The sequence below is a fragment of the Janthinobacterium goodfellowi genome (assembly GCF_051380695.1).
GTDB lineage: Bacteria > Pseudomonadota > Gammaproteobacteria > Burkholderiales > Burkholderiaceae_D > Janthinobacterium.
Window position 1 is genome coordinate 33,453 of sequence record NZ_JBNYXN010000007.1, and the last position, 24,543, is coordinate 57,995.

A 24,543-nucleotide genomic window follows, 5' to 3' on the forward strand; every position below is an offset into this window, starting at 1 on the left:
GTCTAGGTAAAAGGATCAGTCCTTGCGGCCGGCTTTCCAGTTCAGGCCGAAATTATATTTCTCGTCCATGGCCTGGTGCGCCGTGATTTTACCTTGGCCGCCGAAGTATTCCACCAATTTTGTCACCTGCAGGTTGCCGCCGTGGTTTTCCAGCATGGCGATGGCGCACATGGCGTGCTGGCTGTCGCTGTCGAGGCGCACTTCCACGGTCGGCTGGCCGGGAATTTCGATCGTCACGACACCATCCGTGGCGGCCCAGTTCGGCACGCCTTCGTAGATGAAGGCGTACACGAGCACGCGCTTGATCTGGTCGAAATGGGTGCCGTTGATGAAGATGTTTTCACCGCTGCTGACGCTGCCCGTGCGGTCGTCGCCTTCCAGGTGGATGTACGGCGGACGGTCGTAGGCGCCCCAGCTGTTGCCCAGCGCCTGCACGGCGCTCTTGGCGCCATTGCTCATCTCGAACAGGCAGCCGATGTCGAGGTCGATGCCGCCCGCGCGGCTGGCCGGCTTGTTGAACAGCTTGCCGAGGAAGCCCGTGTCCAGTTTTGATACGGGCGCCTGGCCTTGCGACGCGTTCTGGTTCCAGTTCAGGTTGACGCGGATGCGGCCATAGCCGCCGCTGTCGCGCTTGTCGAGCGAAATCTTGTCGCCGCGTTTTTCCAGGCGAATTTTTGAGAGCGAGATTTTGTTCGCCGCCGGCGGCGCCGCTGGCGTAGGCACGGGAACCGGTGCAGGAGCCGGGGCTGATTGCGCTGCCTCGCTGCCGCCGAAGTGCTTCAGCAGCGCCGCCAGGCCGCCCGCAAAACCCTGGCCCACGGCGCCGAAGCGCCAGCTGCCGTCGCGGCGATACAGTTCGCCGATGATGACGGCTTTTTCGTCCTGGAAGTCATTGCCCGTGAAGGCAAACGTGGCGGCCTGGCCCAGCGTCATGCTGGAGTTGCCCAGCGCGCGCATGCTGCCCTGTTCCGTCGCGGCCGTGAATACCAGCTTGTCGATCGAGGCGGGCAAGCGGGAAAGGTCGACCTGGAAGGTGGAGCGGGGACCGTTCAATTCCACCGTGACGGCGTTGTCCGGCGCGCTTTTCTGGTTGTAGAACACCATGTAGCGGTCGTCCGACAGCTTGCCAGCAGCATCGACGCCGAAGCAGCTGACGTCCACTTCCATCGAGCCCGAAACGATATCGAGCGTGACGGCAAACGGGCCATTCAAGCCCAGGTCAGCCAGTTTGCCTTTTTGTCCGCGTGTGAAATTGGTCATGGTCGTGCAATCCCTTCGTCGCTTGAGAGTTGAGTCAATGAGGTATTCGTCTGGTGCGCGGCGGCGTTGTCGGCCGCATGGCGGATGCCGAACAGGCGCGCCTGCTCGATGATGCGCAGGGCCCAGCTGCTGTGCGTGGCCACTTCGCACATCGATTCCTGCATGCGGAACACGGCCGGGCTGTCCGGGTCGATGATGCGCAGCGCCAGCTCGATGTCCGACTGCGCCACCTGGTAATGGCGCTCGATCTGCGGCACCTGGTCCGGGTGGATGGCCGTCTTGGCGATCATGCCGTGCGCCATGTCCTGCGCCACTTCGGCGTCGAGCCAGCTGCCCTGCGACAGATGCTCGAAGACGGGCGCCGTCAGCTGGAAGCCGTGCGGCTTGAAGATCGTCACCAGGCGGCCGATGACCTGGCCCAGCGGCGTTGAATAAATCGTGCCGCTGGTGGGGCGGCGCAGGCCCAGCAGGGCTAATAAATCGTTGCCGCCGATGCGCAGGGCCAGGATGCGCCGGCGCACTTCGGGCGCCGACAGGAGGAGGCGGAACTGCTTCATTTCCTCGTCGTCGAACACTTCCGCCGTTTCCAGGGTCGGCATCAAGAGGTGATGCGTGTGGCGCACCAGCTCGAAATACGCGGCGAAATTGTGGCGCGTGGATTTCGGCAGCACGAAGCCGCTCAATTTGTCGGCGCCCGGCATGGCCAGCACGCGCGCCAGCACCTCGAGATTGCGCACCCGCACGAAGCGCAAGGTGTCCGATTCGTCGGCCATGTTTTGCAGCGCCAGCGACAGGTTGAACAATGCGTAACTGAGGTCGCGTTCGGCGATGGCGTCTTCGGTGCAAAGGATGACCGAGCGCAAATGGCTGAATTTGTCGCCATTGGCGATCGCCAGCAAGTCCTTGTGCGTGGTCGGCACATACATGGAGGCACCCAGCGCCGCTTTATGTTCGCTTTGCGGGTGTAGGGAGTTGTTATCCATCGACTGCGCTCCTGATAAGGGCGACCGCCTGGTAAGGCAGCGCCGGTTCTACTGTGACGGGTATGGCTTTTTCCTGCGCCAGAAGCAGCAAATGTGCCACGTCCGGCGCATTCGTGTCGCGCACGATCAGGCGCTCGGGCACGCGGCGCAGCAGCACGCGCGTCGCTTCGCCGATGCCTGGCTTGATCAGGTTGATGTCGCTGATGCCGTATTGCTGCTGCGCGGCGGCCATGTAGGCTTGCGAACGGGCCGCCATGGTTGGCGCATCGCTCGCCTCGGCCAGCGGGATGCCGCTGCTGGCGGCGATCGCCATGGCGTCGGCCACCAGACCGTCCGCGAAAGCGCGCGACTGGTCGTGCTGCTCGAACTGCGCGTAGTACACGCAGCCGTGGAAGTCGTCCGGGCCGATGGATTCATTGAGCACGGAGCGGCTCACCAGGCCCGAGACGGTGGCGTTCAAGATGCTCGACGGGATCAGGTAGTCGCCCGACGAGGCGGCGCAGGCGGCCGTGCCGGCCAGGTCGGACAGCACGAACAGGCCGCCGTCGATCGCCGTGCCATTGGCCGCGTTGAAATCGTGGACCGTCTGGCGCAGTTCGCGCGAAATCACGCCCTTGCCCGTCCAGCCGTCGACGAAGACGATGGAGTCGGCCGCATGGCCCTGCGCCAGGATATGTTTCAGGGCATTCGCGTCGATGCCGCGGTCGCGGATGATGGAGACGGAATAATGGCTGCACTCGCGCTGGAATACCTGGCGCAGCAAGTGCCCGAGGATGACGCCCACGGGCGTGCCGGCGCGCGCCAGCGACACCAAAGTGATGGCACCCGTGCGGCGCGCCGCGATCAGGGCCGCCAGGCGCAGGCAGTCGCGCGCCATCTGCAGGCGGTTGGCTGCGAACGCGCTCTGGAACAGGGCCAGGTAGGCGGGCGAGGGCAGGGACTCCGGCGACAGCATCTCGCTGTAGTGGCGCTGGCCCGACTGGATCAAGCGCTCTTTTTCGGCCAGGTCGAGGATGGGTTCGAGCGCCATCGGCGTCAACAGAAACTCCACGTCTTCCTGGCGATAGCTGCCGCTGAAATGCTGCATGCCGTCGGTCATAGCGCCGCCACCGTGAGTGCCGCCAGCTGGGTGCCGTTGGGGATGATGGCGTAGTCGCAGGCGGCCATGAAGCGCGCGTCCGAGCGGCTGTCGCCCATGCCGAAGCTGACGATGGGGCCATGTTCGGCTTCCAGTTCCGCGCGCAGGTAGGCCACGGCGCGCGCCTTGTTCAAGGTTTTCGGCAGCACGGCCAGGTTGTTGCCATTGCGATGGATGAAGTAGTCGGAACCTTCACCGGCGATCCACTGCTGCAGCACTTGCTCTTCGATGTCGGCCAGGCGCTCGCCGCGCGCTTCATGGTCCTTGACGACGATGTAGAACGGCGTGTTGTAGTCCTCGATCAGGCGCGCGCGCGAAGGCATGCCCGTCTTGACCTGGAAATCATCGATGATGCGCATGGCGTCCCGCAGGCCGGGCAGTGCCGTCTGCATGTCGTCCTGCATCAGGGCCAGCCAGCCCGCGTCGAGCGCGCCGCCGGGCTGCAGCACGATGCCGCCGTAATCGAGCACGCTGTAGCTGGTAAACGGCAGGTCGACGCGGCGGAAGGCGTCGCCATTCCTGGCCGTGGCGGGGATCAATGTCATGCCGCTTTGCGCGAATTCAAAGAAGGCGCGCTGGCGCGCCGTCGTAAACGAGCAGGCGTCGCCATTTTTCAAATAGGCGGCCGCTTGCAAATCGGTCTCGCCCGGGCATTTTTTCGGGGTCTGGAACAGTGTGTCGTCCAGATCAACAAACAGGAATTTCTTCAATTTTGGTCTCTGACTGAAAGTGGAACAGGCGGCCGTTCAACTGGCCGGCGAGTTGCATGAGGGCCGGGCTGGCCGGGGTTTCATGGCAGATGAAAACGTGCTGGTACTGGCCAGGCGCCACGTTGTACAGGTAGTTGGCGATGCCTTCGCCGTAATTGTCGTCGCAGTGGACGATATGGCCGACGGCGCCCCACGACAAAATGGGTGAGCGCGTGGTCGACTGCACCACGACGTTCTTGCCCAGTGCTTCCAGCTCGCGCGCCAGCAAAAACGACGGGTGCATGAATTCGCCCGTGCCCAGCACCAGCACCGAGTCGCCGGCGCCGATTTCCTGCGCCAGCCGCACGGCCAGGCCTTGCGGCGGCGCCAGGGCACGGCCCACACCGATGCGCCCGAAGGCGGGGCTGGCGCCCCGTTCTTCGTTGGCTTCGAAGCGCTGCGCGCTGGCCGCCACGGGAGCGGGCGCGGCGCAGGCCTGGAAGGCGTAGTGGCCGGACAGCGCCGCGCCGATGGTCGTGGGCAGGCCGAAACGCTCACTCAAGCCCGCGTTGGCGGCCTGGCCCATGAAATTGGTGATCACGCCCAGGTGCAGCTTTTCCAGTTGCGGATAGCGCGCGCGGCACACTTGCACCAGGTTGGCGAAGGTATTGCCCGTCGACGCTTCATCGTCGATCAGCACCAGGCTGCGCGCCGTGGAAAACAGGGCGCTGGCCGCGTCGGACAAGTGTAAAAACTGGCGCGGCGCGTGGCTGTGCGATTCCTCGAATTCGAAGAAGGGCACCGTGCCCACGCGGTAGCGCGAACTGTGCAGGAACAGGGCCTTGCCGTTCGGGTTGGCGCGCAGCCAGGCCTCGAACACGCCCTGGCCAAGGCCGACGGCCGTTTCCGCCATGGCGATGAAGACGACGGGGCCGGGCAGGCTGGGGGGAATCTGCGCGGCCAGGTCGTCGTGGATGGCTTGCATGGCGCGCGGCGTGACGGGCCAGTGCTTGCCCAGCACCTTCGAGAGGAACAAAAAGCCCCGCTTGGCGTTGGCACGGGCGGCAAAGCCGATCAGCCAGTCGAGCGGAAAGCGCGCCTCGTCCACCTTCAGGGTCAGTTCGCCCGTGGGCATTTGCTGCTTGACGAGGTTCATGGCAGCTCCACGGCGTAGGCGGCTTCGCCCACGCGCATGCCATCGCGGATGGCAGGCACGGTGAGCTTGTCGAAACCCTGGTCGAAGCCGGCCAGCGCCAGGTAGGGCAGGTTGGGGCCGGCCGCGCAGGCCATGCCGATGCCGCCCGACATGCGCGGGTTGATCTCCAGCAGCGCCAGGCCATTCGCCCCTTCGCGGAACTGGATGTTGAACACGCCATTGAGCCGGTAGTCGCGCGTCAGTTTGTCGCAGGCCGCCAGCAGGTCGGCGCGCAGCTCGATCAGCTGGCCGCTGCCACCCCCATGCATCTTCTTGCGCGGCACGGCGCAAATGAGCTTGCCCTGGTCGGCCACGCAGTCGGCGCTGTATTCGTGGCCGTCGAGGTATTCCATCAGCAGCAGGGTCTTGAACGATGCCATCTGCGCCAGGCCCGCGCGCAGTTCCTGCGCATTGATCTGGTAGGCGGCGCCAGCCAGCAGCAGCTGGGCGCTGGTGCGCTCTTCATCGAGTATGGCAAAGCCCAGGGCATACACGGATTCGGACGGCTTGATGCACAGCTTAGGGTAGCGGGGGCGCAGTTCGGCGTAGGCGGCGTCGTATTCTGCAATGGTGGTCACGGCGCGGTAGTCGGCCGGGCGCGCCATGGGCAGGTCGAGGCCCTCGCAGAAGCGCGCCTTGTCATGCATCAGGGTCAGGGTGTCTTCGCTGGCCACGCTGAGCACGCGCGTGCCGATGGCGGCGAAGCGCGCGCTGGCGCTGCCGATCAGGCCCGCTTCCTTGCCGGGCCAGAAAATCGTGATGCCCCGGTCGCGGCAAAATTCCAGGCACCACTCGACATAGTTGTGGCCCGTCAGTCCCGACGGTTCGACCGCGTATTCGTGGGCCGACAAAAAGGCGGCCGCATGCGCGTTCGTATTGCTGCACACGATGTGATAGCGGGGCGCGCCACTGGTCGCGGCCATATCGGCTTCGCGGATCAGGCGCATGGCCGTGCCGACCGAGGAAAATGTTTTGTTGAACCAGACTCTTTGCATGTACGGGGGACCGGGTAAAGAAAGGAGAAGCCGCGCGCAGGTGCGCGCGCGGGCAGTGTAGCCAGAAAAACTTAACCTGGCCTTATAGAGGGGAGGAAATCAGCCGGCCTTGCCGGATGCTGTCCACTTGAGGAAGGCGTCGCGGTTGCGCGAGCAGATGAACACCTTGCCCGAGCCGGAAAAGCGCAGCACGATGCCTTCGCCGCTGGTCACGCTGTTGACGATATTGCCGAGGAAGCCGCCGATGCCGCCGCCGCCCGAGCCGCCGCCCGTGGTCACGGAAATCTCGTATTTCAGGCTATTGTCCCAGCACACCACGTGGGAATTGTCGATCACGACGTCCTTGCCCGGCTCGACGTCGAGCTGGAACATGGAGCCGAAGCCCGACACCACCACTTGTCCCGTGCCGGCCGTTTCCATGACGAAGAAGCCGCCCGACTGGGCGAACAGCGCGTTGCCGATGCTTTGCGTGCGCACCTTCATTTCCGTGCCCGAGGTGGCGGCGACAAAGGCGCCGTCGTTGAGCAGGTACTGGCGCGCGCCCACGTCGACCACTTCGATGGCGCCCGGCAGGGTGGGCGAGAGCAGGCAATCGCCGCTGCCGCGCACCGCTTCGATGTGCTGCTGGAAGAACGATTCGCCGTTGGCGAAGCGGCGCATGATGGCGCTGCCGAGGCCGCCCGTCATCTTGCCCTTCAAATCGAGCGCCGTTTCCATCATCACCATCGCATCCGATTCGCAATAGATGGTTTCGCCCTGCTTCATGCTGACGTGGAGGAAGGGATCGACGTCGCCCGTGACACTAAATACTGGCATGATAAATCTCCAAAAAAAAGCCGCCTGAGGATATTCAGGCGGCTGCGTTTAGCTCATGAAAAAATCAAGCATTGACGCCGAACGAGCGGGCGAGGGGGCCCAGGCCGCCGTTGAAGCCCTGGCCGATGGCCTTGAACTTCCATTCGCCGTTGTAGCGGTAGATTTCGCCAAAGATCATCGCCGTTTCCGTCGAGCTGTCTTCGGACAGGTCGTAGCGGGCGATTTCTTTTTCGCCTTCCGCATTCAGGCAGCGGATGAAGGCTTTCGAGACCATGCCGAAGTTCTGGCGGCGCGCGTCGGCGTCGTGGATGGTGACGGTGATGCTGATGCGGTCGATGTCGGCTGGCACGCGGGTCAGGTCGATTTCGATGCGCTCGTCGTCGCCTTCGCCTTCGCCGGTCTGGTTGTCGCCCGTGTGCACGACGGAGCCGTCGGTCGACTTCAGGTTGTTGTAGAAGATGAAGTCAGAGTCGCCACGGACTTTGCCGTCGCTTTTCAGGAGGAATGCACTGCCGTCAAGGTCGAAGGTGGCGCCATCCGTCGAACGAGGATCCCAGCCGAGGCCGACGATGATCTTCTTCAGGTTCGGTGCTTCCTTGCTCAGGTTGACGTTGCCGCCTTTTTGCAAACTGATTGCCATGTGGTGCTCCTTTTCAGTAATTAACTCAAAACGCCAATCAAAACCTACTGCGCGTCGTAATTTGCGGCCTGCGATGCTCACTGTACCTTCGTACAGTTGCGCTTCTCTGCCACAACTTCCTTCCGCTCGCTACGGTTTTGTCAGGCGTTGTTAAACATGCCTTCATGGGATGAGCGCCAGGCGCTCGTGCCATTACTCTCTCAATTGGGGGCGGAACCCCCGATTTCAAGCTTGTGCCGCGTGCCGTTTGCGATAGCGCAGGGACGACCACAGCGAGACCAGAATGAAGGCCACGCCCGACAGGCCCGTGAACCACTCCGGAATATGGTACTTGACGGACGCCAGCATGATCAGGGCGAGGATGCCGATCGCATAATGGGCGCCGTGCTCGAGGTAGACGAACTCGTCCAAGGTGCCCTTGTGCACCAGGTACACCGTCATCGAGCGCACGAACATGGCGCCGATGGCCAGGCCCAGCATGATGATGACGACGTCGTTGGTGATGGCGAACGCGCCGATCACGCCGTCAAAGCTGAACGAGGCATCGAGCACTTCCAGGTACAGGAAGCCGCCGATACTGCCGCGCGCCACCGTTTTTACCAGGTCGCCATTGCCGCTTTTGGCGGGCGCGGCGCCTTCTTCATCATCATCCTGCAAGTCCGGCTCGCCTTCTTCCAGCAAGCCGCTGATCCAGTTCACGCCGATGTAGACGGCGATGCCGACGATGCCCGACGCGAGCACGCTGTATTTTGCTTCCGCAGGACCCATGGCCACGCAGGCGGCGACGGCGCCCATGGTGATCAGCACGGCCAGGCTTTCGGTGCCCAGCGCGTTGACTTTTTCCTCGGCCCAGCCCAGCCAGTGCAGTTCCTTCTCGTCGTCGAACAGGAAGTTCAGGAACACCAGCAACAGGAAGGCGCCGCCGAAGGCCGCCACTTGCGCGTGGTTGTCCGTCAGGTGCTTGGCATACACGTCCGGCGTGGTCGTGGCCATGGTCCACACGTCGACCAGTCCCAGGCCCGTGGCGACGGAAACGATGACCAGCGGGAACAGCAGTCGCATGCCGAAGACGGCCACGAGAATACCGACCGTGAGGAACAGTTTTTGCCAGAATTCATTCCAGTGGCGCAAGACCGAGGCATTCACCACGGCATTGTCGAACGACAGCGACACTTCCATGACGCCCAGCACGCCCGTGATCCACAGGGCATTGATCAGGCCGGGCATGCCGCCATGGCTGTAACCCCACCAGCCCGACACCGCCATCAAGACAAAAGTGACTAAAAAGGAAATTCTGAAATGCCGCATGAGTACCCCGTTGCAAGTATGAAAGACGTTTGATTATCCGCGCCGCTGTGCGCGCCGCACTCAGTGTTGATATACGTCAATTGTTGTATATGCCATGATTTTATATTAGTTGCCGTCCGGGGCGGCGTTTTGTAGACCGGCGACAGACAGTTCTGCTGGCGCGGACGATCTGCGATAATTGCGGCGCGCCCATCCGGCTGCCGCAGTCTCTTGCACACTCTCGACATATATATAAGAAGGAATACCCCGTGGATATCGCTTACCTCGTCACGCCCCTGATCACCTGGATCCTGGTCGGACCGATCAAATTCCTGATCAACAGTGTCCGCACGCGGCAATGGGCGTTCGGCCTGGTCGGCAATGGCGGCTTTCCCAGCAACCATAGCGCCGTCGTGTCCAGCATGGCTACCCTGATCGCCTTGCGCGAAGGCATAGGCCACCCCGCCTTCGGTGTGGCCGTGACCCTGGCTTTCATCGTCATCATCGACGCCAACAGCCTGCGCCAGCACGTGGGCAAGCAGGCGGCCGCCATCAACCGCCTGGCGGGGGAAGCGGCCAGCCCTGCGCACAAGACCTTGCGCGAGCGCATGGGCCATACCCTGGTGGAAATCGCCGGCGGCCTGTGCACGGGCGTGGCGATCGGTTTCCTGATCAATTACGTGTTTGCCCGCTAAGCACTCGTTTCTTCCCGTACCAACCCCGCTTCAAGGCGGGGTTTTGCGTTTCAGGGCGTAAAAACTACGTTTCATCCATTGAATAAAGCATTACAGGAAACGGCCGATTGACATGGCCGGATGCGCTCAGGGATACTTTGGCGCTTGTGGTTTTAATAAAAATATATGCCTGCCATCGCCTGCAGCCCTATCCGGGTCGGCGGGACGGTCGCGGCGCTATCTATCCGGAGAAATACCCATGTTGCGCAAAACCCTGTTTGTTCTGGCAATCGCTTCTGCCTTGGCCGCTTGTGGCAAAGAGTCCAAAGATCCCGGCAAGGGCGGCAAGAATGCCAAGGAACAGGCGGGCGCCAGCGTCAATCTGCTGGTGTCCCCGGAAGACCTGCTGACCATCCAGAGCAATGCGCTGGCCTCGGGCCCCGTCATCACCGGTTCCGTGCAGCCCGAGCGCAACGCGGACTTGCGCGCTGAAGTGTCGGCCGTGGTGATCCAGGTCATGAAGGAAAACGGCGAAATCGTCAAACGGGGCGACGTGCTGGTGCGCCTGGACGAAACGGCCATCCGCGACAGTCTCAATTCGGCCGAGGAAGCCAGCCGCGCCTCGAGCCAGGTGCTGGAACAGTCCGAACGCATGTTCCAGCGCATGAAAACCCTGCGCGCCTCGGGCATGACGTCGACGCAGGCGCTGGAAGACGCGGAAATCCGCCGCAACAATGCGCAAAGCGATTTGTCCGCCGCGAAAAGCCGCGCCGCCCAGGCCCGCCAGCAGCTGCAGCGCACCCTCGTGCGCGCGCCGTTCGACGGCATCGTGAGCGAGCGCAAGGTATCGAATGGCGATACGGCGCAAATCGGCAAGGAATTGATCAAGGTCATCGATCCGACCAGCATGCGCCTGGAGGGCCTGGTGTCGGCCGACAAGATCGGCGTCGTCAAGGTGGGCCAGCCCGTGCTGTTCCGCATCAATGGCTATCCCGGCCAGGATTTCGCGGGCAAGGTGCGCCGCGTCGATCCTGCCGCCAACGCCGTCACGCGCCAGGTGGCCGTGCTCGTCGATTTCAATGACAAGCAACAGCCGCGCGTGGCCGGCCTGTACGCGGAAGGGCGCATCGAGACGGAAACCATCAGCGCGCTGATGATACCCGACTCGGCCCTGGTGAAGGCGGGCGACGTCACGTACACGTGGAAAGTCAAGGACAAGGCCTTGCATAAAGTCAACTTGCGCATCGGCGCGCGCGACGTGCGCACGGGCCAGTGGGAAGTGCAAAGCGGCCTGGCCAGCGGCGATACCGTGCTGCGCACGCCCGGTTCGACCTTCAAGGATGGTCAGAAAGTGGAGTTGACGGCCGGCAAAGCCGTACCGGCAGCCGCCATGGCCAGCAGCAGTGCCGTCGTTGCCGGTAAAGGAAACTAAGCCATGTTCCTTTCCGATTTCAGTATCAAGCGGCCCACCGCCACCATCGTCCTGATCCTGGCGATGATGTGCGTCGGTTTGCTGGCGCTCAAGAAATTGCGCGTCAACCAGAATCCGGACGTCGAAGTGCCGTTCATCGTCGTCAGCATTCCTTACCCTGGCGCCTCGCCCGACACGGTCGAGCGCGAAGTGGTGAACCGCCTGGAAAAGTCGCTGCAAAGCATTTCCGGCGTGACCGAAGTCAACAGCGACTCGAATGAAGGTGCCGCCAGCATCTTCCTGAAGTTTTCCTTCAATACGAATTTGATCGAAGCGTCCGACAATATCCGCAATGCGATTGCCGCCGTGCGCTACAAGTTGCCGACGGAAATGCGCGAGCCCATCCTGCAGCGCATCGATCCGGCTGCCGAGCCGATCATGCAGCTGGCGCTGTCGTCGAACTCGCAAAGCCATGCGGAAATTTCGCGCCTGGCCGAGGACGTGCTGTCGGACCGCTTCCGCACCGTCGATGGCGTGGCGCTGGTCAACGTGGGCGGTTCGCTCAAGCGCGAACTGTCCGTGCTGCTGCGGGCGGAAAAACTGCGTGAATACAATGTGTCCGTCAGCGACGTCGTCACCGCCCTGCGCAACCAGAACACGAACGCCCCCGTGGGCAAGGTGCGCGGCACCCTGGACGAGAAAAGCATCCGTCTCGTGGGCCGCATCGAGTCGCCGGCCGACTTCGAAAAAGTGGTGATCAAGCGCCGCGGCGAGGAAATCGTGCGCCTGGCGCAAGTGGCCACCATCGAGGACGGCTTTGCCGAAGTCAACAGCCTGAGCATGCGCAGCGGCAAGCCCAACGTGGGCATTTCGATCACCCGCGTGCGCGACGCATCCACCGTCAGCGTGGCCAACAAGATCCGCGACATGGTGGCGGAAATCAACAAGACCTTGCCTAAAGGCACGATCCTGCAAGTGACGCGCGACGGCGGCGAAAACGCCCAGCATAGCTTGAACAATGTGATCGAATCGCTGGTGCTGGGCGCCGTGCTGACGATTTTCGTCGTCTACGCCTTCCTGAACTCGTGGCGTTCGACCCTGATCACGGCGTTGAGCCTGCCGACGTCCGTGATTGCCGCCTTCATCGCCGTCTGGCTGTGCGGCTTTACCCTGAACTTCATGACCCTGCTGGGCCTGTCGCTGGCCATCGGCGTGCTGATCGATGACGCCATCGTGGTGCGCGAAAACATCGTGCGCCACATGCAGATGGGCAAGGACCGTCGCACGGCCGCGCTGGAAGGCACGGCCGAGATCGGCATGGCCGTGGCCGCCACGACCTTCTCGATTATCGCCGTCTTCATTCCCGTGGCCTTCATGCCGGGGATCTCCGGCGAATGGTTCCGTCCGTTTGCCTTGACGGTGACGTGCTCGGTGCTCGTCAGCCTGGGCATCTCGTTTACGCTCGACCCGATGCTGTCGGCTTACTGGGGCGACCCCGTCGAGGAACATGCGGCGCCGAAAAAAGGCATCGGCCGCGTGCTGGAGAAATTCAATCACTGGTTCGATCACCAGGCCGACCGCTATGGCCGCGTGATCGCCTGGGCCTTGCATCACCGCCGCTGGATGGCCGTGATCGCCTTCGGCAGTCTGGTGGGCGCCATTGTTCTGCACGCTACGCATGGCGGCACTAGTTTCCTGCCGGCATCCGATTCGGGCAATCTGATGATCAATGTGCGCACGCCATCGTCGAGCAGCATCGAGTATTCGCGTTTGAAACTGGAAGCGGCGGCCGTGCTGGCGCGCACCTTGCCTGAAACCAAGGATACCAACAGCTCCATCAATGCGGGCGGCGGCCGCGTGTATGTCGACATCGGCAAGCGCAACACGCGCAAGCGTTCGGCCAAGGAAATCGCCGTCGAGCTGCGCGAGAAGATGTCGCGCCTGGTGGGCGCCGAATACGTGGTGCAGGACGACTTGAGCAACGGTTCGCAAAAGCCGATCCAGGTGGAGTTCACGGGTCCCGATTCGCGTAAACTCATGGAAATTACCAACGCCTACATGGACAAGCTGCGCGCCATTCCCGGCGCCGTCGACGTGGGCTTGTCGGAGCAGGACCCGAAGAACGAGCTGCAGATTGAGCTCAACCGCGGCCTGGCCAACTCGATGGGCATTTCCGTCAATGACGCGGCGCAATCGCTGCGCGTGGCGTTTGCCGGCGTGGAAGTGGGCGACTGGGTCGATCCGACGGGCGAAACGCGCGACGTGGCCGTGCGCCTGCATCCCGACGACCGCGTGGCCTCCGAGAACATCGAGCGCCTGCCGATCAGCGTGACAGGCACCTCGCAAATGGTGCCGCTCGACCAGATCGCCACCATCACCATGGGCAAGGGCCCGTCCGGCATCGAGCACAAGAACGGCAAGCGCACGATCACCGTCTCGGCCAATGCGCAAGGCCGCTCGAATGGCGAAGTGACGAGCGACGCCATGAAACTGGCCAACTCCATCGACTTCCCGCCCGGCTACGGCCTGGCGCTGGGCGGCGCCGGCCAGGACCAGCAGGAGCTGTTCACGGAAATGCTGATCGCGCTGGTGATGGGTATCGGCCTGATGTATTTGATCCTGGTGATGCAGTTCGGTTCATTTACCGCGCCGGTGGCCGTGATGATGTCCTTGCCGCTCAGTTTGATCGGCGTGGTGGTGGCGCTGGTGATCACGAACAATACCCTCAACCTGATGAGCTTTATCGGCATCATCATGCTGATGGGGCTGGTCGCCAAGAACGCCATCCTGCTGCTCGACGCGGCGCGCAAGCGCGAGGAAGAAGGCCATGGCCGCGAAGATGCGCTGATGTATGCGGGCCGCATGCGTCTGCGCCCCATCCTGATGACGACGTTCGCGCTGATCGCCGGCATGTTCCCCGTGGCGCTGGGCCTGGGCGAGGGCGGCGAGTTCTACCGTCCATTGGCGATCGCCATCATCGGCGGCACCATCACCTCGACGATTCTGACCCTGCTGGTCGTGCCGACCTTCTATGACAGCATCGAAATCGCCCGCGATGGCGCCGTGGCCAAGTTCCACCGCCGCGCCGCGCGCATGCCTGTGGCTTTCGCCCTGATCCTGACCCTGATCGAGTGCGTGCTGACCCTGCTGCTGGTGCGCTTCGTCTACCGCATGCTGAAGAAAGCCGTGCTGTTCCTGATGGGCCGCCGCACGCCGAAAGCGGTGCCGGTCAGCCTGCAAAAATAAGTCAGGCAGCCTCGGCTGCGCGGTACTTGTGCCATGTCAAAGAGCCTTCTTCGGAAGGCTCTTTTTACGTCTGGTGCTCTACAATCGTAAGACGGGTGGGCGAGTTCGCCAGCCTGGTATCGCAATACTTTTGCGATGTTTTTCAACGGCAATGTGGCACGGCAACGTAACGGACCAGCACCATGTTCTCCAGCATCCGGCAGCCCATACTCGGCATCCTCATGGCATGCCTGCTGGCCGCTTGCGCCGTCGGACCGGACTTCCGGCCGCCCGCCGCCCCCGGCGGCGGCGACCGCTACACGCCGGCACCGTTGCCGGCGCAAACGGCGGCGGCGCCGGGTCCCGCCGGCCAGGCGCAGCGCTTTGTGCCGGGCCAGGACATTCCCGCGCAATGGTGGTCGCTGTTCCAGTCGCCGGCGCTGGACCAGCTGGTGCGCGGCGCCCTCGCGCGCAGTCCCGGCCTGGCGTCGGCCCAGGCGGCCCTGCGCCAGGCCGATGAAAATTACCGCGCCCTGTCCGGCAGCCTGCTGTACCCCGAGGTGGGCGCCAGGCTCGGCGTCAGCCGCGAAAAAAACAGCAGCCTGGAAAGCAAGGGCGGCATCCTCAATTTGTACAATGCCTCGGTGAATGTGTCGTATGCGCTGGATGTGTTTGGCGGCAACAAGCGCCAGCTGGAAGGCTTGCAAGCGCTGGTCGACTATCGGCAGTATCAGCTGGAAGCCGTGTACCTGGCCCTGACGGCCAACCTCGTGACGACGGCCATCCGCGAAGCATCGTTGCGCGCCCAGCTGCAGGCCACCGACGAGATACTCGACGCGCAGCAGAAACAGCTGGACCTGATCGAGCAGCAATTGCGCTTCGGCGCCATCGGCCGCGCCACGGTGCTGGTCCAGCGCAACACGGTGGCGCAGACGCGCTCCAGCGTGCCGCCGCTGGAAAAGGCGCTGGCCCTGACGCGCCACCAGCTGTCCGTGTATGCGGGCCGCTTGCCCAGCGAGCCCGGCATGCCTGAATTCGACCTGGCGTCGCTGCGCCTGCCGCAGGACTTGCCCGTTTCCCTGCCGTCGGCCCTGGTGCGCCAGCGTCCCGACATCCGCGCCAGCGAAGCGCTGCTGCAGCAGGCCAGCGCACAGATCGGCGTCGCCACGGCAGCCATGTATCCCCAGTTCACCCTGACGGGCAATGTCGGCGCGCTGGCCACCAGCGTTCCCGCGCTGCTGCACGCCAGTTCTGCAGTGTGGGGCGTGGCGGCGGGGCTGGCCCAGCCTATTTTCAATGGGGGCGCATTGCGCGCCGGGCGGCGTGCCGCCATCGCCGCCTACGAGGGCGCGGCGGCCGATTACCGCGCCACCGTGCTGGGCGCTTTCCAGAATGTGGCGGACAGTCTGCGCGCGCTCGAAGCCGATGCCGCCGCCTTGCAGCAGCAAGCCGAGGTGGAGGCGCTGGCCAGCGAATCGCTGGCGCTGAGTACGCAGCAATTCAAGCTGGGCGCCATCAGCTATCTGAGCTTGCTGGACGCCCAGCGCACCTACCAGCAGGCCCGGGTGGGGCTGGTCCAGGCGCAGGCGGCCCGCTATGCCGATAGCGCCGCGCTGTTCCAGGCGCTGGGCGGTGGCTGGTGGAACCGTCCTGCGCTGCAGGCCGTTTCCACGGCAGCGGATTGACGGGCCGGCTCGGCAAGGCCTTGCAACACGGCACGCGCAATGGCAGCGGGAAGCAATGACAAGGAGCGTATCCATGACGAAACGCACGAAACGCATGCTCATCATGCTGGGGGCGGTGGTGCTGTTGATTGCCCTGCTGGCGCTGGGATTTTTCCTGCACATCCGCCAGCTCATGGCCAGTTCCCCCAAGCCCACGCCGCAGACGGTGTCGGCCACCATCATCCGTAAGGTCGAGTGGCAGCCGCACCTGGCATCCGTGGGCACCCTGGTGGCCGTGCGCGGTGTCGACGTGACGAGCGAAATCGCCGGCCTCGTCAGGTCCATCCATTTCAAGTCCGGCCAGGAAGTGACGGCAGGGCAAGTTCTGCTGCAGCTGAACGCCGACGCCGACCTGGCGCAGCTGCGCGCCCTGGAGGCGGCCGCCGAACTGGCCGCGTCCGTGCTGGCGCGCGACCGCCAGCAGTTTGCCGTGCAGGCGATCAGCCAGGCGCAGATCGACAACGACGTGGCCGACCTGAAAAGCCGCAAGGCGCTAGCGGCCCAGCAAGCGGCGCTGGTGGAGAAGAAAACCATCCGCTCGCCGTTCGCGGGCAAGCTCGGCATCACCACCGTCAATCCAGGCCAGTATCTGAATCCCGGCGACAAGATCGTCACCTTGCAAACCATCGACCCCATCTATGTCGACTTCTATATTCCGCAAAAGCAGCTGAGCGGCCTGCAGGTGGGCCAGGTATTGAATCTGTCCAGCGATGCGCATGCGAACACGGTGTTTGCGGGCAAGGTCAGCGCCATCAGTTCCAAGGTCGACCCCGCCACGCGCAATGTGCAGGTGGAAGCTACGGTGGCCAATCCCCAGCGGCAGTTGCTGCCGGGTATGTTTGCCAACGTCACTGTCGAAGTGGGAGGGAAGAAACAGTACCTGACCTTGCCGCAGACGGCGATCACCTACAACCCGTATGGTTCCACCGTCTTCGTCGTGCAGCCGGCGCAGCAGGCGCCCAAGGCCGCCGCGCCGGGCGGCGCCGCTCCCGCCGCCCCACCGCCGAAGGCGGGCGAGCTGGCGGTGCGGCAAGTGTTTGTCACGACGGGTGAAACGCGCGGCGACCAGGTGGCCGTGCTGACGGGGCTCACCGAGGGGCAGCAAGTCGTCACCAGCGGGCAGATCAAGCTCAAGAACGGCAGCCCCGTGGTGATCAGCAACGTCGTCGAGCCGGGCAACAATCCGCAGCCCACCCCGCAGGAACACTGAGGCGCCGCCATGAACTTCACCGATCTCTTTATCCGCCGGCCCGTGCTGGCGATGGTGGTGAGCCTGCTGCTGGTGGTGCTGGGCTTGCGCTCCCTGTTCAGCTTGCCCATCAACCAGTATCCGAAGACGCAGAATGCCGTGGTGACGATCTCCACCACGTATTACGGCGCCGACGCGCAGACGGTGGCCGGTTTCATTACGCAGCCGCTGGAATCGGCCATCGCCCAGGCGCAGGGCATCGATTACCTGTCCTCGTCCAGCAGCAGCGGCGTGTCGACCATCACGGCTACCTTGCGCCTCAATTACGACGCGAACCGGGCTTTGACGGAGATCAACACCCAGGTCAGTTCCGTGAAGAACCAGTTGCCCGCCCAGGCGCAGACGCCCGTGCTGACGGTGCAGATGGGACAGACGACGGATGCCATGTACCTGGGTTTTTACAGTAATACCTTGCCGACGAATAATGTGACGGATTACCTGAGCCGTGTCGTCAAGCCCAAGCTCGACTCCGTCAGCGGCGTGCAGACGGCGGAACTGCTGGGCGCGCGCCAGTTCGCCCTGCGCGCCTGGCTCGATGCGGACAAGATGGCCGCGTTCGGCGTGACGGCGGCCGAGGTCAGCACCGCCCTGGGCAATAACAATTACCTGGCTGCGCTGGGGGCCAGCAAGGGCCAGATGGTGACCGTTCCCCTGACGGCCGGCACGGACCTGCATTCGGTCGGGGAATTCAGGAAGCTCGTCGTCAAGCGCAGCGGCGACTCCATCGTGCGGCTGGAAGACCTGGCCACCGTCGTGCTGGGTTCGGAAAACTATGATTTCAACGTGGCTTTCAGCGGCGTGCGCTCCGTCTTCATCGGCATCAAGGTGGCGCCGGAAGCCAATATCCTCGACGTGGCCAAGCGCGTGCGCGCCGTCTTCCCCGACATCCAGTCCCAGTTGCCGGCCGGACTGACGGGCGAAATCGTGTACGACTCGACTTTCTTCATCAATACCTCGATCAAGGAGGTCATCAAGACCCTGGTCGAGGCGCTGCTGATCGTCACCATCGTCATCTATCTGTTCCTGGGCAGCCTGCGGGCCGTGATCGTTCCCGTGATCGCCATGCCGCTATCGCTGATCGGCACGTTTACGGCCATGCTGGCGCTCGGCTATTCCATCAACTTGCTGACCTTGCTGGCCATCGTGCTGGCCATCGGCCTGGTGGTCGACGACGCCATCATCGTGGTGGAAAACGTGGACCGCCACATGAAGCAGGGCCAGCCGCCGCTGGAAGCGAGCCTGCTGGCGGCGCGCGAACTGGGCAGCCCGATTTTGGCCATGACGGTGGTGCTCATCGCCGTGTACGTGCCCATCGGTTTCCAGGGCGGCCTGACGGGGGCGCTTTTCACGGAATTCGCCTTCACCCTGGCCGGCGCCGTGGCCGTGTCGGGCGTGGTGGCCCTGACCCTGTCGCCCATGATGTGTTCGCGCTTTTTCCGTCCGGAACAGGACAGCGGCCGCTTCGTGCAAGCCATCGACCGCGTCTTCGGCAAGGTGCACGGCACGTATCAACGCCTGCTGCATGCGCTGCTCGACACCTGGGTGGTGCTCATCGTCATGGCGGCGCTATTGATGGTGGTGCTGGGGCTGATGTTCAAGATGTCGCAGTCCGAGCTGGCGCCCGAGGAAGACCAGGGCGTCGTGCTGTCGCAGGTGGTGGGCGACCCGACGGCCACGTCGGACCAGATGCAAGTATATGCGGAGCAAATCTACCAGGTGGCCAAGGCCATGCCCGAATACAGCCAGATGTTCCAGATCACGGGCGTGCCGACGGTCAATTCGGGTTTTGGCGGCATGCTGATGACGCCCTGGGACCAGCGCACGCGCAGCGCCCAGGAGGTGCAGCAAGACTTGCAGGCGGGCTGGAACAAGATCGCCGGCGCGCGCGTGGCCGCTTTCCAGTTTCCCGCCTTGCCCGGTTCCTCTGGCTTGCCCGTGCAATTCGTCATCGCCACCACGGAGCCGTTTGAGAACCTCGATGCCATCGCGCAGCAGGTGCTGGAGAAGGCGCGCGCATCGGGCAAGTTCTATTTCATCGATACGGACTTGAAAATCGACAAGCCGCAAGCCACCGTGGCGGTCGACCGCGACAGCGTCGCCGCGCTGGGCATGACGCAGCAGGATGTGGGGCAGGCGCTGGGCGCGGCCCTGGGCGGCGGCTACGTCAATTACTTTTCCATCGCCGGGCGTTCGTATAAAGTGATCCCGCAGGTGCTGCAGGTCGACCGCCTGAATCCGTCGGCCGTGCTGGATTTCCATATCAAGACGCCCAACGGCACGATGATACCGGCCAGTACCGTCGCGCATATCCAGTACGATGTCGTGCCCGAGTCGATCAACCGCTTCCAGCAGCTCAATTCCGTGACGCTTTCCGGCGTGTCCGGCGCCTCGCAGGGCGAGGTGCTGGGCTTCATGCGCGAGACGCTGGCCCAGGTGGCGCCCAGCGGCTACACGGCCGATTACGCGGGCCAGTCGCGGCAGTTCGTGCAGGAATCGGGCGGCTTCATCGTCACCATGCTGTTTGCCGTGGTGATCGTCTTCCTGGCGCTGGCGGCGCAGTTCGAGAGCTTCCGCGACCCCGTCGTGATCCTCGTTTCCGTGCCGCTGGCCCTGTTTGGCGCGACCATGTTCATCTTCCTCGGCTTTGCATCGATCAATATCTACACGGAGGTGGGCCTGGTGACCCTGATGGGATTGATCAGCAAGCATGGCATCCTGATCGTGGAAGTGGCCAATCAGCTGCAAAAGACAGGCAAGAGCAAGCGCGAGGCCGTCGAAGAGGCGGCCGCGGTGCGCCTGCGCCCCATCCTGATGACGACGGCCGCCATGGTGTTTGGCGTGCTGCCGCTGGTGATCGCCTCAGGCGCGGGCGCGGCCGGGCGTCACGCGATGGGGCTGGTGATTTTCACGGGCCTGTCCATCGGCACCTTGTTTACCCTGTTCGTGGTGCCTGCCATGTATTTGTTCCTGGCGGCGGACCACCAGGCGCTGAGCGCCCGGGCGGCCGGCAAGGCGGTGCCGGCCCACTGACGCGCCGTGGCAGGGAGATTGTTGCGCTGTGCAATAAAAAGAGCCTTCATCGGAAGGCTCCTGGTTGCGTATTCTGCTGCAGGCGTGCAGCCTGGCCGGGCGTTGGCGCGGAACGGAAGCGGCGTTTAGCTGCTGCGCGGTGGCGTGGTGCCGGTCCCTGTGCCCGTCCCGTTACCGGTGCCCGTGCCGGTACCCGGTGTCGTGCTGGGCGGAGTGGCCGGCGGCGTGGTCGTGCCGTCGGGATTGGTGGTGGTGCCCGGCGCAACGGATGGGGTGGCGGGCGTGGTGGTGTCCGGCGTGGTGGTGCCGCTGGTGCCCGAGGTGCCGCTGCCGCCCGTGCCGGGCGTGGTGGCCGGCGCGGCCGGCGCGGTGGTGGTTTCGTTGTGCTTGTTGCAGCCGCCCAGCAGCGCACACACGATGGCGGTGCCGAGGACAAGCTTGCTGGTGCTAGGGAGTGGGGCCGTCATGATTGTTCCTTTCTCGTTGGAAAGCTATCGTGGGTAGTCATACCTTGCCAGCTGCCTGCCACGGTGCGGGCGGGCCGTCGTAGCAAGGCTGGCATCGCTTGCAAAAATTAGAGTGGGCAGGTGCGCACAGGTTCACCGGATTTACAAATCAACGGCTATCGGCAGCAGGAGCGGCGATCTGTTTTGATATGGCGCAAACGCGCCACGTGAACGAGAAAGAAAGGGCCAGGACAAGACGTCCCGGCCGCGGGCGAGGGGCTTATTTGGCGGCAGGGGCCTTGCTCACTTCCACTTCCCAATCCACGCCCGACTCGACGTGGTGTTTGGCGGCGAAGTCGCCCTGGCTGATGGCCACGGCCACGTCGAGCAGGCTGTTCAGGTAGACCAGCGGCTTGCCCTTGGCGACGCCGCCAAACGTGTGCTCGAACGGTGCCGTGACCTTGGCCACTTGCTTGCCCTTGTGCAAGATGCGCACTTGCAGCGGATCGTGCAATTTCACCTGCAATTCGTCGAGCAGCGATTTCGGGATATTCGTCCACACATTGCCATATTTCACATCGAGCACGGGCACGATGCCGCGGATGGTATTGCCGTCGCGCACAGGCTTTTGGTACGCGATCTTGATCACGGATTCATTGGGCAATGGCGGGCCCACCTGTTCATACGTGATGGCGCCCGACGCCAGGCGCGCGCCCACGTAGGCGTAGACATCGCGGCCATGGAAGGTGTAGGACTCGGCGGAGCCCGCCAGACGGTTGACCTTTTCATCGATTTCGCGCAGTTCGGCCACGCCGTCGCGCTCGGCGATCAGGGTAAACAGGCCGTTGTCCGGCCCCACGAAGTAGCGGCCGCCTTTGGTTTTCAGCACCACCGACTTGCGGTTGGTGCCCACGCCCGGATCGATGACGGAGACGAACACGGTGCCTTGCGGCCAGTAATTGGCCGTCTGGTACAAACGGTAGGCGCCCAGCCAGATGTCGTAGTCGGGAATCTGGTGCGTCAGGTCCGAAATGGTGAGCTGGGGATCGACGCCATAGGCGACGCCATGCATGGCGGACACGGCGCCGTCGGCCGTGCCGAAGTCCGTCATCAGCACCAGCGGCGCGGCAGCTTGGGCGCTGGACAGCAGCAGGGCGCTCAGGCAGGCGCCGGCGACGAGGTGGGAGAGGCGTTTGATGATCATGATGTCCTTTGTATCCAGTGTCAGAACGTGTAGCTTAATTTAGCGTAAAAGTACGCGCCATTGACACCGATGGGGTTGATGAAATTGTAGGGCAGGGCGCCGCCATAGGTGGCGTTATTCGTTTCCCGTACGCGCTGCGGATAGCGGTCGAGGATATTGTTGCCGCCCACGCTCACCGTCAGTTGCTTGCTCAGTTTCAATTGCCCTTCCAGGTCCAGCGACCAGACGGCGCCGAAGCGCTGCGCGGGAATGCCGTCGATCAAGGGCGCATCGCTGTCATACGAAAAATCTTTCAGTTCGCCAAAGCGCGTGGCGCGTGCCTGCACGCCCCAGCCTTCCGCCTGCCAGTCGGCGCCGAGGATCACTTTGCTGGTGGGCGACGCATGTTTGATGCGGAACAAACTCGTCTCCGTCAGCAGGGTCAGACTCGGATCGATATTGGCCAGCGCGGTGGAACTCTGGTGCACCTTGTCGAGACTGGTCTTGTTCAGGTTGAGGGCCGCGTTTAGGTTCAGCTTGCCTGATGTGAAGGCCAGATCGTGGTTCAGCACCACATCCAGGCCGCGGGTAGCGGTGTCGAGCAAATTGGCCAGGTAAGCGACGGACTGGATGTCGCCGCGGCCATTCGCGGCCAGGTAGGCCGTGACGGCGTCGCTTTGCAAGTCGCTCGAACGCGTGATGCGGTCGCGGATGCGGATCACGTAGGCGTCCACCGTCACGCTGGTAGCGGCTGCCGGTTTCCAGGCCAGGCCCAGCGAGGCGTTCGTCGATTTTTCCGGTTTCAGCTGTTGCGCGCCGAAGCTGCGCGCCAGCGGGTCGCTGGCCGGCAGCAAAGCCGCCGTTTGCAGGGCCGTGCCATCGGCGTTGAAGTTCAAGGTGGCGAAGCGGAAACCCGTCTGCACGAGGGCCGGCGCGCGGAAGCTGTTCGACAGCGAGCCGCGCACGAGGAAATTCTCCGTCACTTTATAGCGCGTGGACAGCTTGCCTGTGCTGGCGCTGCCGAAGTCGCTGTAGTCGGAATAGCGGGCGGCGGCGCCCACCAGCAGGCGCGGCGTGAGGTCGCTTTCCACGTCCGCATACACGGAGCGGATCTGCCGGCTGCCGTCGTAGGCATCCGACGGGCGCAAGCCCGGTCCCGCTTGGGCGCCCGGTGGCGCATCGGTGAAGCTGCCGGCCGCATAGGATGCAGGGTCGCCGGCCGAGCTTTGGTAGGTTTCGCGCATCCATTCGGCGCCCACGGCCACGCTCAACGGTGCTGGCAAGCCGATGTCGATGCTGCGCGTGGCATCGATATTCAAGGCATTCTGGCGGAAGTCGAAACCGGCCAGATTGAAATGCGTGGGGCTGGCCGCGCCCAGCGAGGCGTTGACGGAGTGGCTCACGCCGTAGTCAAAGCGGTCGCTGCCGTGGCGCGCGCTGGCGTCCCAATTCCACTCGCCCGCGCTGCCGCGCACGCCGGCAACGATGCTGAGGTCGCGCTTGTCGCCGTTGGTGACGGGGCGGTAGCCGTGCGGATACAGGGCCGGTACATTCGACGGGTCGCCCGGATAGCGGAAGTAGGCGCTGCCGTCGGACTTGCGCTCGTTGAGCGTGGCAAACGAGTACAGGTCCAGGCCGTTGGCCAGGGTAAGTTGGGTGTTGTAGAACAGGTAGTTGTTGCGCTGGCGCGAGTCGCCCGACTTGAATACCACCTTGCCGTCGAGTGCCTGGTCGGCCGGCGTGAAATTGTAGGACGTCCAGCCTGCGTCGCTGGGGCCGGCCCGTTCCGTGGGCGAGCGGCGTCGCGTTTCCGCGCCGAAGCGGAAGTAGCCCGCCTCGCCCAGCGGCACGCCATAGTCGGCGTTGACGATGACGGTCTGGCCATCCGTCAGGGTTTGATCGGTGGGGGCGAAATGCGTATGGTTGGCGCCGTAGCTGACGGAGGCGGTGCCGCCCGTGCGCGCCTTTTTCAGCACGATGTTGATCACGCCCGCCACGGCGTCGCTGCCGTACTGGGCGCCCGCGCCGTCGCGCAGGATTTCGATGTGGTCGATGGCGTTCGGCGGAATGGCGTTGATGTCGACCGGCACGGTGCCGGCAAAGCTGCTTTCCGTGTCGAGCACGGCGCTCGTGTGGCGGCGTTTGCCGTTGATCAGCACCAGCACCTGGTCGGGCGCCAGTCCCCGCAACTGGATGCCGCGCACGGAATCCGACGCGCCGCTCGATTCGATGCGGGGGAAGTTGATCGAGGGCGACAGGTTTTGCAGGGCCGCGCCCACGTCGCCCGTCGACAGCGCATTGCTCACTTCGCGCGCGCCGAAGCGGTCGATGGGCACGCTGCTGTCGAACACGGTGCGGTTGCGCGCGCGCGAACCGACGACGGTGACCTGGTCGATGCTGGCGCTCGCTGGCGTGGCGGCGCCGGTGACGGTGTCGTCAGCCTGGGCCCAGGCGGGCGCGGCGCCCAGCATGGCGCAGGCCAGCACGATGGCGCGCAGCGGCGTGGCGGGAATGGATGGGGAGGCGTATGAATGGCGCGGATGCAAGGCGGTGTCCTTTACACTTAGTCATCTGGAAACAGTTGAATGAGCTTAAGGG

The 24,543-nt window shown here is 63.8% G+C and carries 18 protein-coding genes; 6 read left to right on the forward strand and 12 right to left on the reverse strand.

Going from position 1 to position 24,543, the window contains the following annotated elements:
- Positions 1–15 precede the first annotated feature (15 nt).
- The 9 genes from ACQ4WQ_RS23240 to ACQ4WQ_RS23280 form a co-directional block, all read right to left on the reverse strand.
- The gene (locus ACQ4WQ_RS23240) at positions 16–1,260 is read right to left on the reverse strand and encodes a TerD family protein (RefSeq protein ID WP_436500319.1); all 1,245 of its coding nucleotides are present in this window, start codon (positions 1,258–1,260) and stop codon (positions 16–18) included.
- The gene (locus ACQ4WQ_RS23245; RefSeq protein WP_436500321.1) at positions 1,257–2,243 is read right to left on the reverse strand and encodes an HpcH/HpaI aldolase/citrate lyase family protein; all 987 of its coding nucleotides are present in this window, start codon (positions 2,241–2,243) and stop codon (positions 1,257–1,259) included. The genes ACQ4WQ_RS23240 and ACQ4WQ_RS23245 overlap by 4 nt, the downstream gene beginning before the upstream one ends.
- Positions 2,236–3,342, reverse strand: coding sequence for a cysteine protease StiP family protein (locus ACQ4WQ_RS23250; protein ID WP_436500323.1), 1,107 nt, complete (start codon positions 3,340–3,342; stop codon positions 2,236–2,238). Before ACQ4WQ_RS23250 ends, ACQ4WQ_RS23245 begins: the two co-directional genes overlap by 8 nt.
- On the reverse strand, positions 3,339–4,091 hold the full coding sequence (locus tag ACQ4WQ_RS23255; protein WP_436500325.1) for an HAD family hydrolase: 753 nt from the start codon (positions 4,089–4,091) through the stop codon (positions 3,339–3,341). The genes ACQ4WQ_RS23250 and ACQ4WQ_RS23255 overlap by 4 nt, the downstream gene beginning before the upstream one ends.
- On the reverse strand, positions 4,069–5,226 hold the full coding sequence (locus ACQ4WQ_RS23260) for a phosphoribosyltransferase domain-containing protein (protein ID WP_436500327.1): 1,158 nt from the start codon (positions 5,224–5,226) through the stop codon (positions 4,069–4,071). The genes ACQ4WQ_RS23255 and ACQ4WQ_RS23260 overlap by 23 nt, the downstream gene beginning before the upstream one ends.
- Positions 5,223–6,260, reverse strand: coding sequence for an ATP-grasp domain-containing protein (locus ACQ4WQ_RS23265; RefSeq protein WP_436500329.1), 1,038 nt, complete (start codon positions 6,258–6,260; stop codon positions 5,223–5,225). The genes ACQ4WQ_RS23260 and ACQ4WQ_RS23265 overlap by 4 nt, the downstream gene beginning before the upstream one ends.
- Before the next feature lie 99 nt (positions 6,261–6,359).
- The gene (locus tag ACQ4WQ_RS23270) at positions 6,360–7,076 is read right to left on the reverse strand and encodes a TIGR00266 family protein (protein ID WP_070224704.1); all 717 of its coding nucleotides are present in this window, start codon (positions 7,074–7,076) and stop codon (positions 6,360–6,362) included.
- A 64-nt stretch (positions 7,077–7,140) separates the two neighbouring features.
- Entirely contained in the window at positions 7,141–7,716 is a 576-nt protein-coding gene (locus tag ACQ4WQ_RS23275) for a TerD family protein (RefSeq protein WP_436500331.1), read from the reverse strand.
- 225 nt (positions 7,717–7,941) lie between these two features.
- Positions 7,942–9,024, reverse strand: a complete 1,083-nt coding sequence (locus ACQ4WQ_RS23280; RefSeq protein ID WP_436500333.1) for a DUF475 domain-containing protein — start codon at positions 9,022–9,024, stop codon at positions 7,942–7,944.
- Positions 9,025–9,272: 248 nt separating this feature from the next.
- Between ACQ4WQ_RS23280 and ACQ4WQ_RS23285 the strand changes: the two genes are divergently transcribed.
- The 6 genes from ACQ4WQ_RS23285 to ACQ4WQ_RS23310 all read left to right on the forward strand — a co-directional run bounded on the left by ACQ4WQ_RS23285 (position 9,273) and on the right by ACQ4WQ_RS23310 (position 20,316).
- Entirely contained in the window at positions 9,273–9,698 is a 426-nt protein-coding gene (locus ACQ4WQ_RS23285) for a divergent PAP2 family protein (protein ID WP_070224702.1), read from the forward strand.
- Positions 9,699–9,936: 238 nt separating this feature from the next.
- A complete protein-coding gene (locus ACQ4WQ_RS23290; RefSeq protein ID WP_436500335.1) occupies positions 9,937–11,109 on the forward strand; it encodes an efflux RND transporter periplasmic adaptor subunit in 1,173 nt (390 codons plus the stop codon).
- Positions 11,110–11,112: 3 nt separating this feature from the next.
- Complete coding sequence (locus ACQ4WQ_RS23295) at positions 11,113–14,334, forward strand: efflux RND transporter permease subunit (RefSeq protein WP_436500337.1); 3,222 nt, start codon at positions 11,113–11,115, stop codon at positions 14,332–14,334.
- A 182-nt stretch (positions 14,335–14,516) separates the two neighbouring features.
- Positions 14,517–15,998: an efflux transporter outer membrane subunit gene (locus ACQ4WQ_RS23300; protein WP_436500339.1), complete on the forward strand. Its 1,482-nt coding sequence runs from the start codon at positions 14,517–14,519 to the stop codon at positions 15,996–15,998.
- 73 nt (positions 15,999–16,071) lie between these two features.
- Positions 16,072–17,247 carry an efflux RND transporter periplasmic adaptor subunit gene (locus tag ACQ4WQ_RS23305; RefSeq protein WP_436500341.1) on the forward strand — a complete coding sequence of 392 codons (1,176 nt, stop codon included), beginning with the start codon at positions 16,072–16,074 and terminating at the stop codon, positions 17,245–17,247.
- A gap of 9 nt (positions 17,248–17,256) precedes the next feature.
- Entirely contained in the window at positions 17,257–20,316 is a 3,060-nt protein-coding gene (locus ACQ4WQ_RS23310; protein WP_436500343.1) for an efflux RND transporter permease subunit, read from the forward strand.
- Positions 20,317–20,441: 125 nt separating this feature from the next.
- On the opposite strand, the gene ACQ4WQ_RS23315 is transcribed toward ACQ4WQ_RS23310, so the two are convergent.
- The 3 genes from ACQ4WQ_RS23315 to ACQ4WQ_RS23325 form a co-directional block, all read right to left on the reverse strand.
- Positions 20,442–20,783 (reverse strand): hypothetical protein, encoded by a 342-nt coding sequence (locus tag ACQ4WQ_RS23315; RefSeq protein ID WP_436500345.1) that lies wholly within the window; start codon positions 20,781–20,783, stop codon positions 20,442–20,444.
- 259 nt (positions 20,784–21,042) lie between these two features.
- Entirely contained in the window at positions 21,043–21,966 is a 924-nt protein-coding gene (locus ACQ4WQ_RS23320; protein WP_436500347.1) for an SAM hydrolase/SAM-dependent halogenase family protein, read from the reverse strand.
- Between the two features lie 20 nt (positions 21,967–21,986).
- Positions 21,987–24,491, reverse strand: a complete 2,505-nt coding sequence (locus tag ACQ4WQ_RS23325; protein ID WP_436500349.1) for a TonB-dependent receptor plug domain-containing protein — start codon at positions 24,489–24,491, stop codon at positions 21,987–21,989.
- Positions 24,492–24,543: the final 52 nt, after the last annotated feature.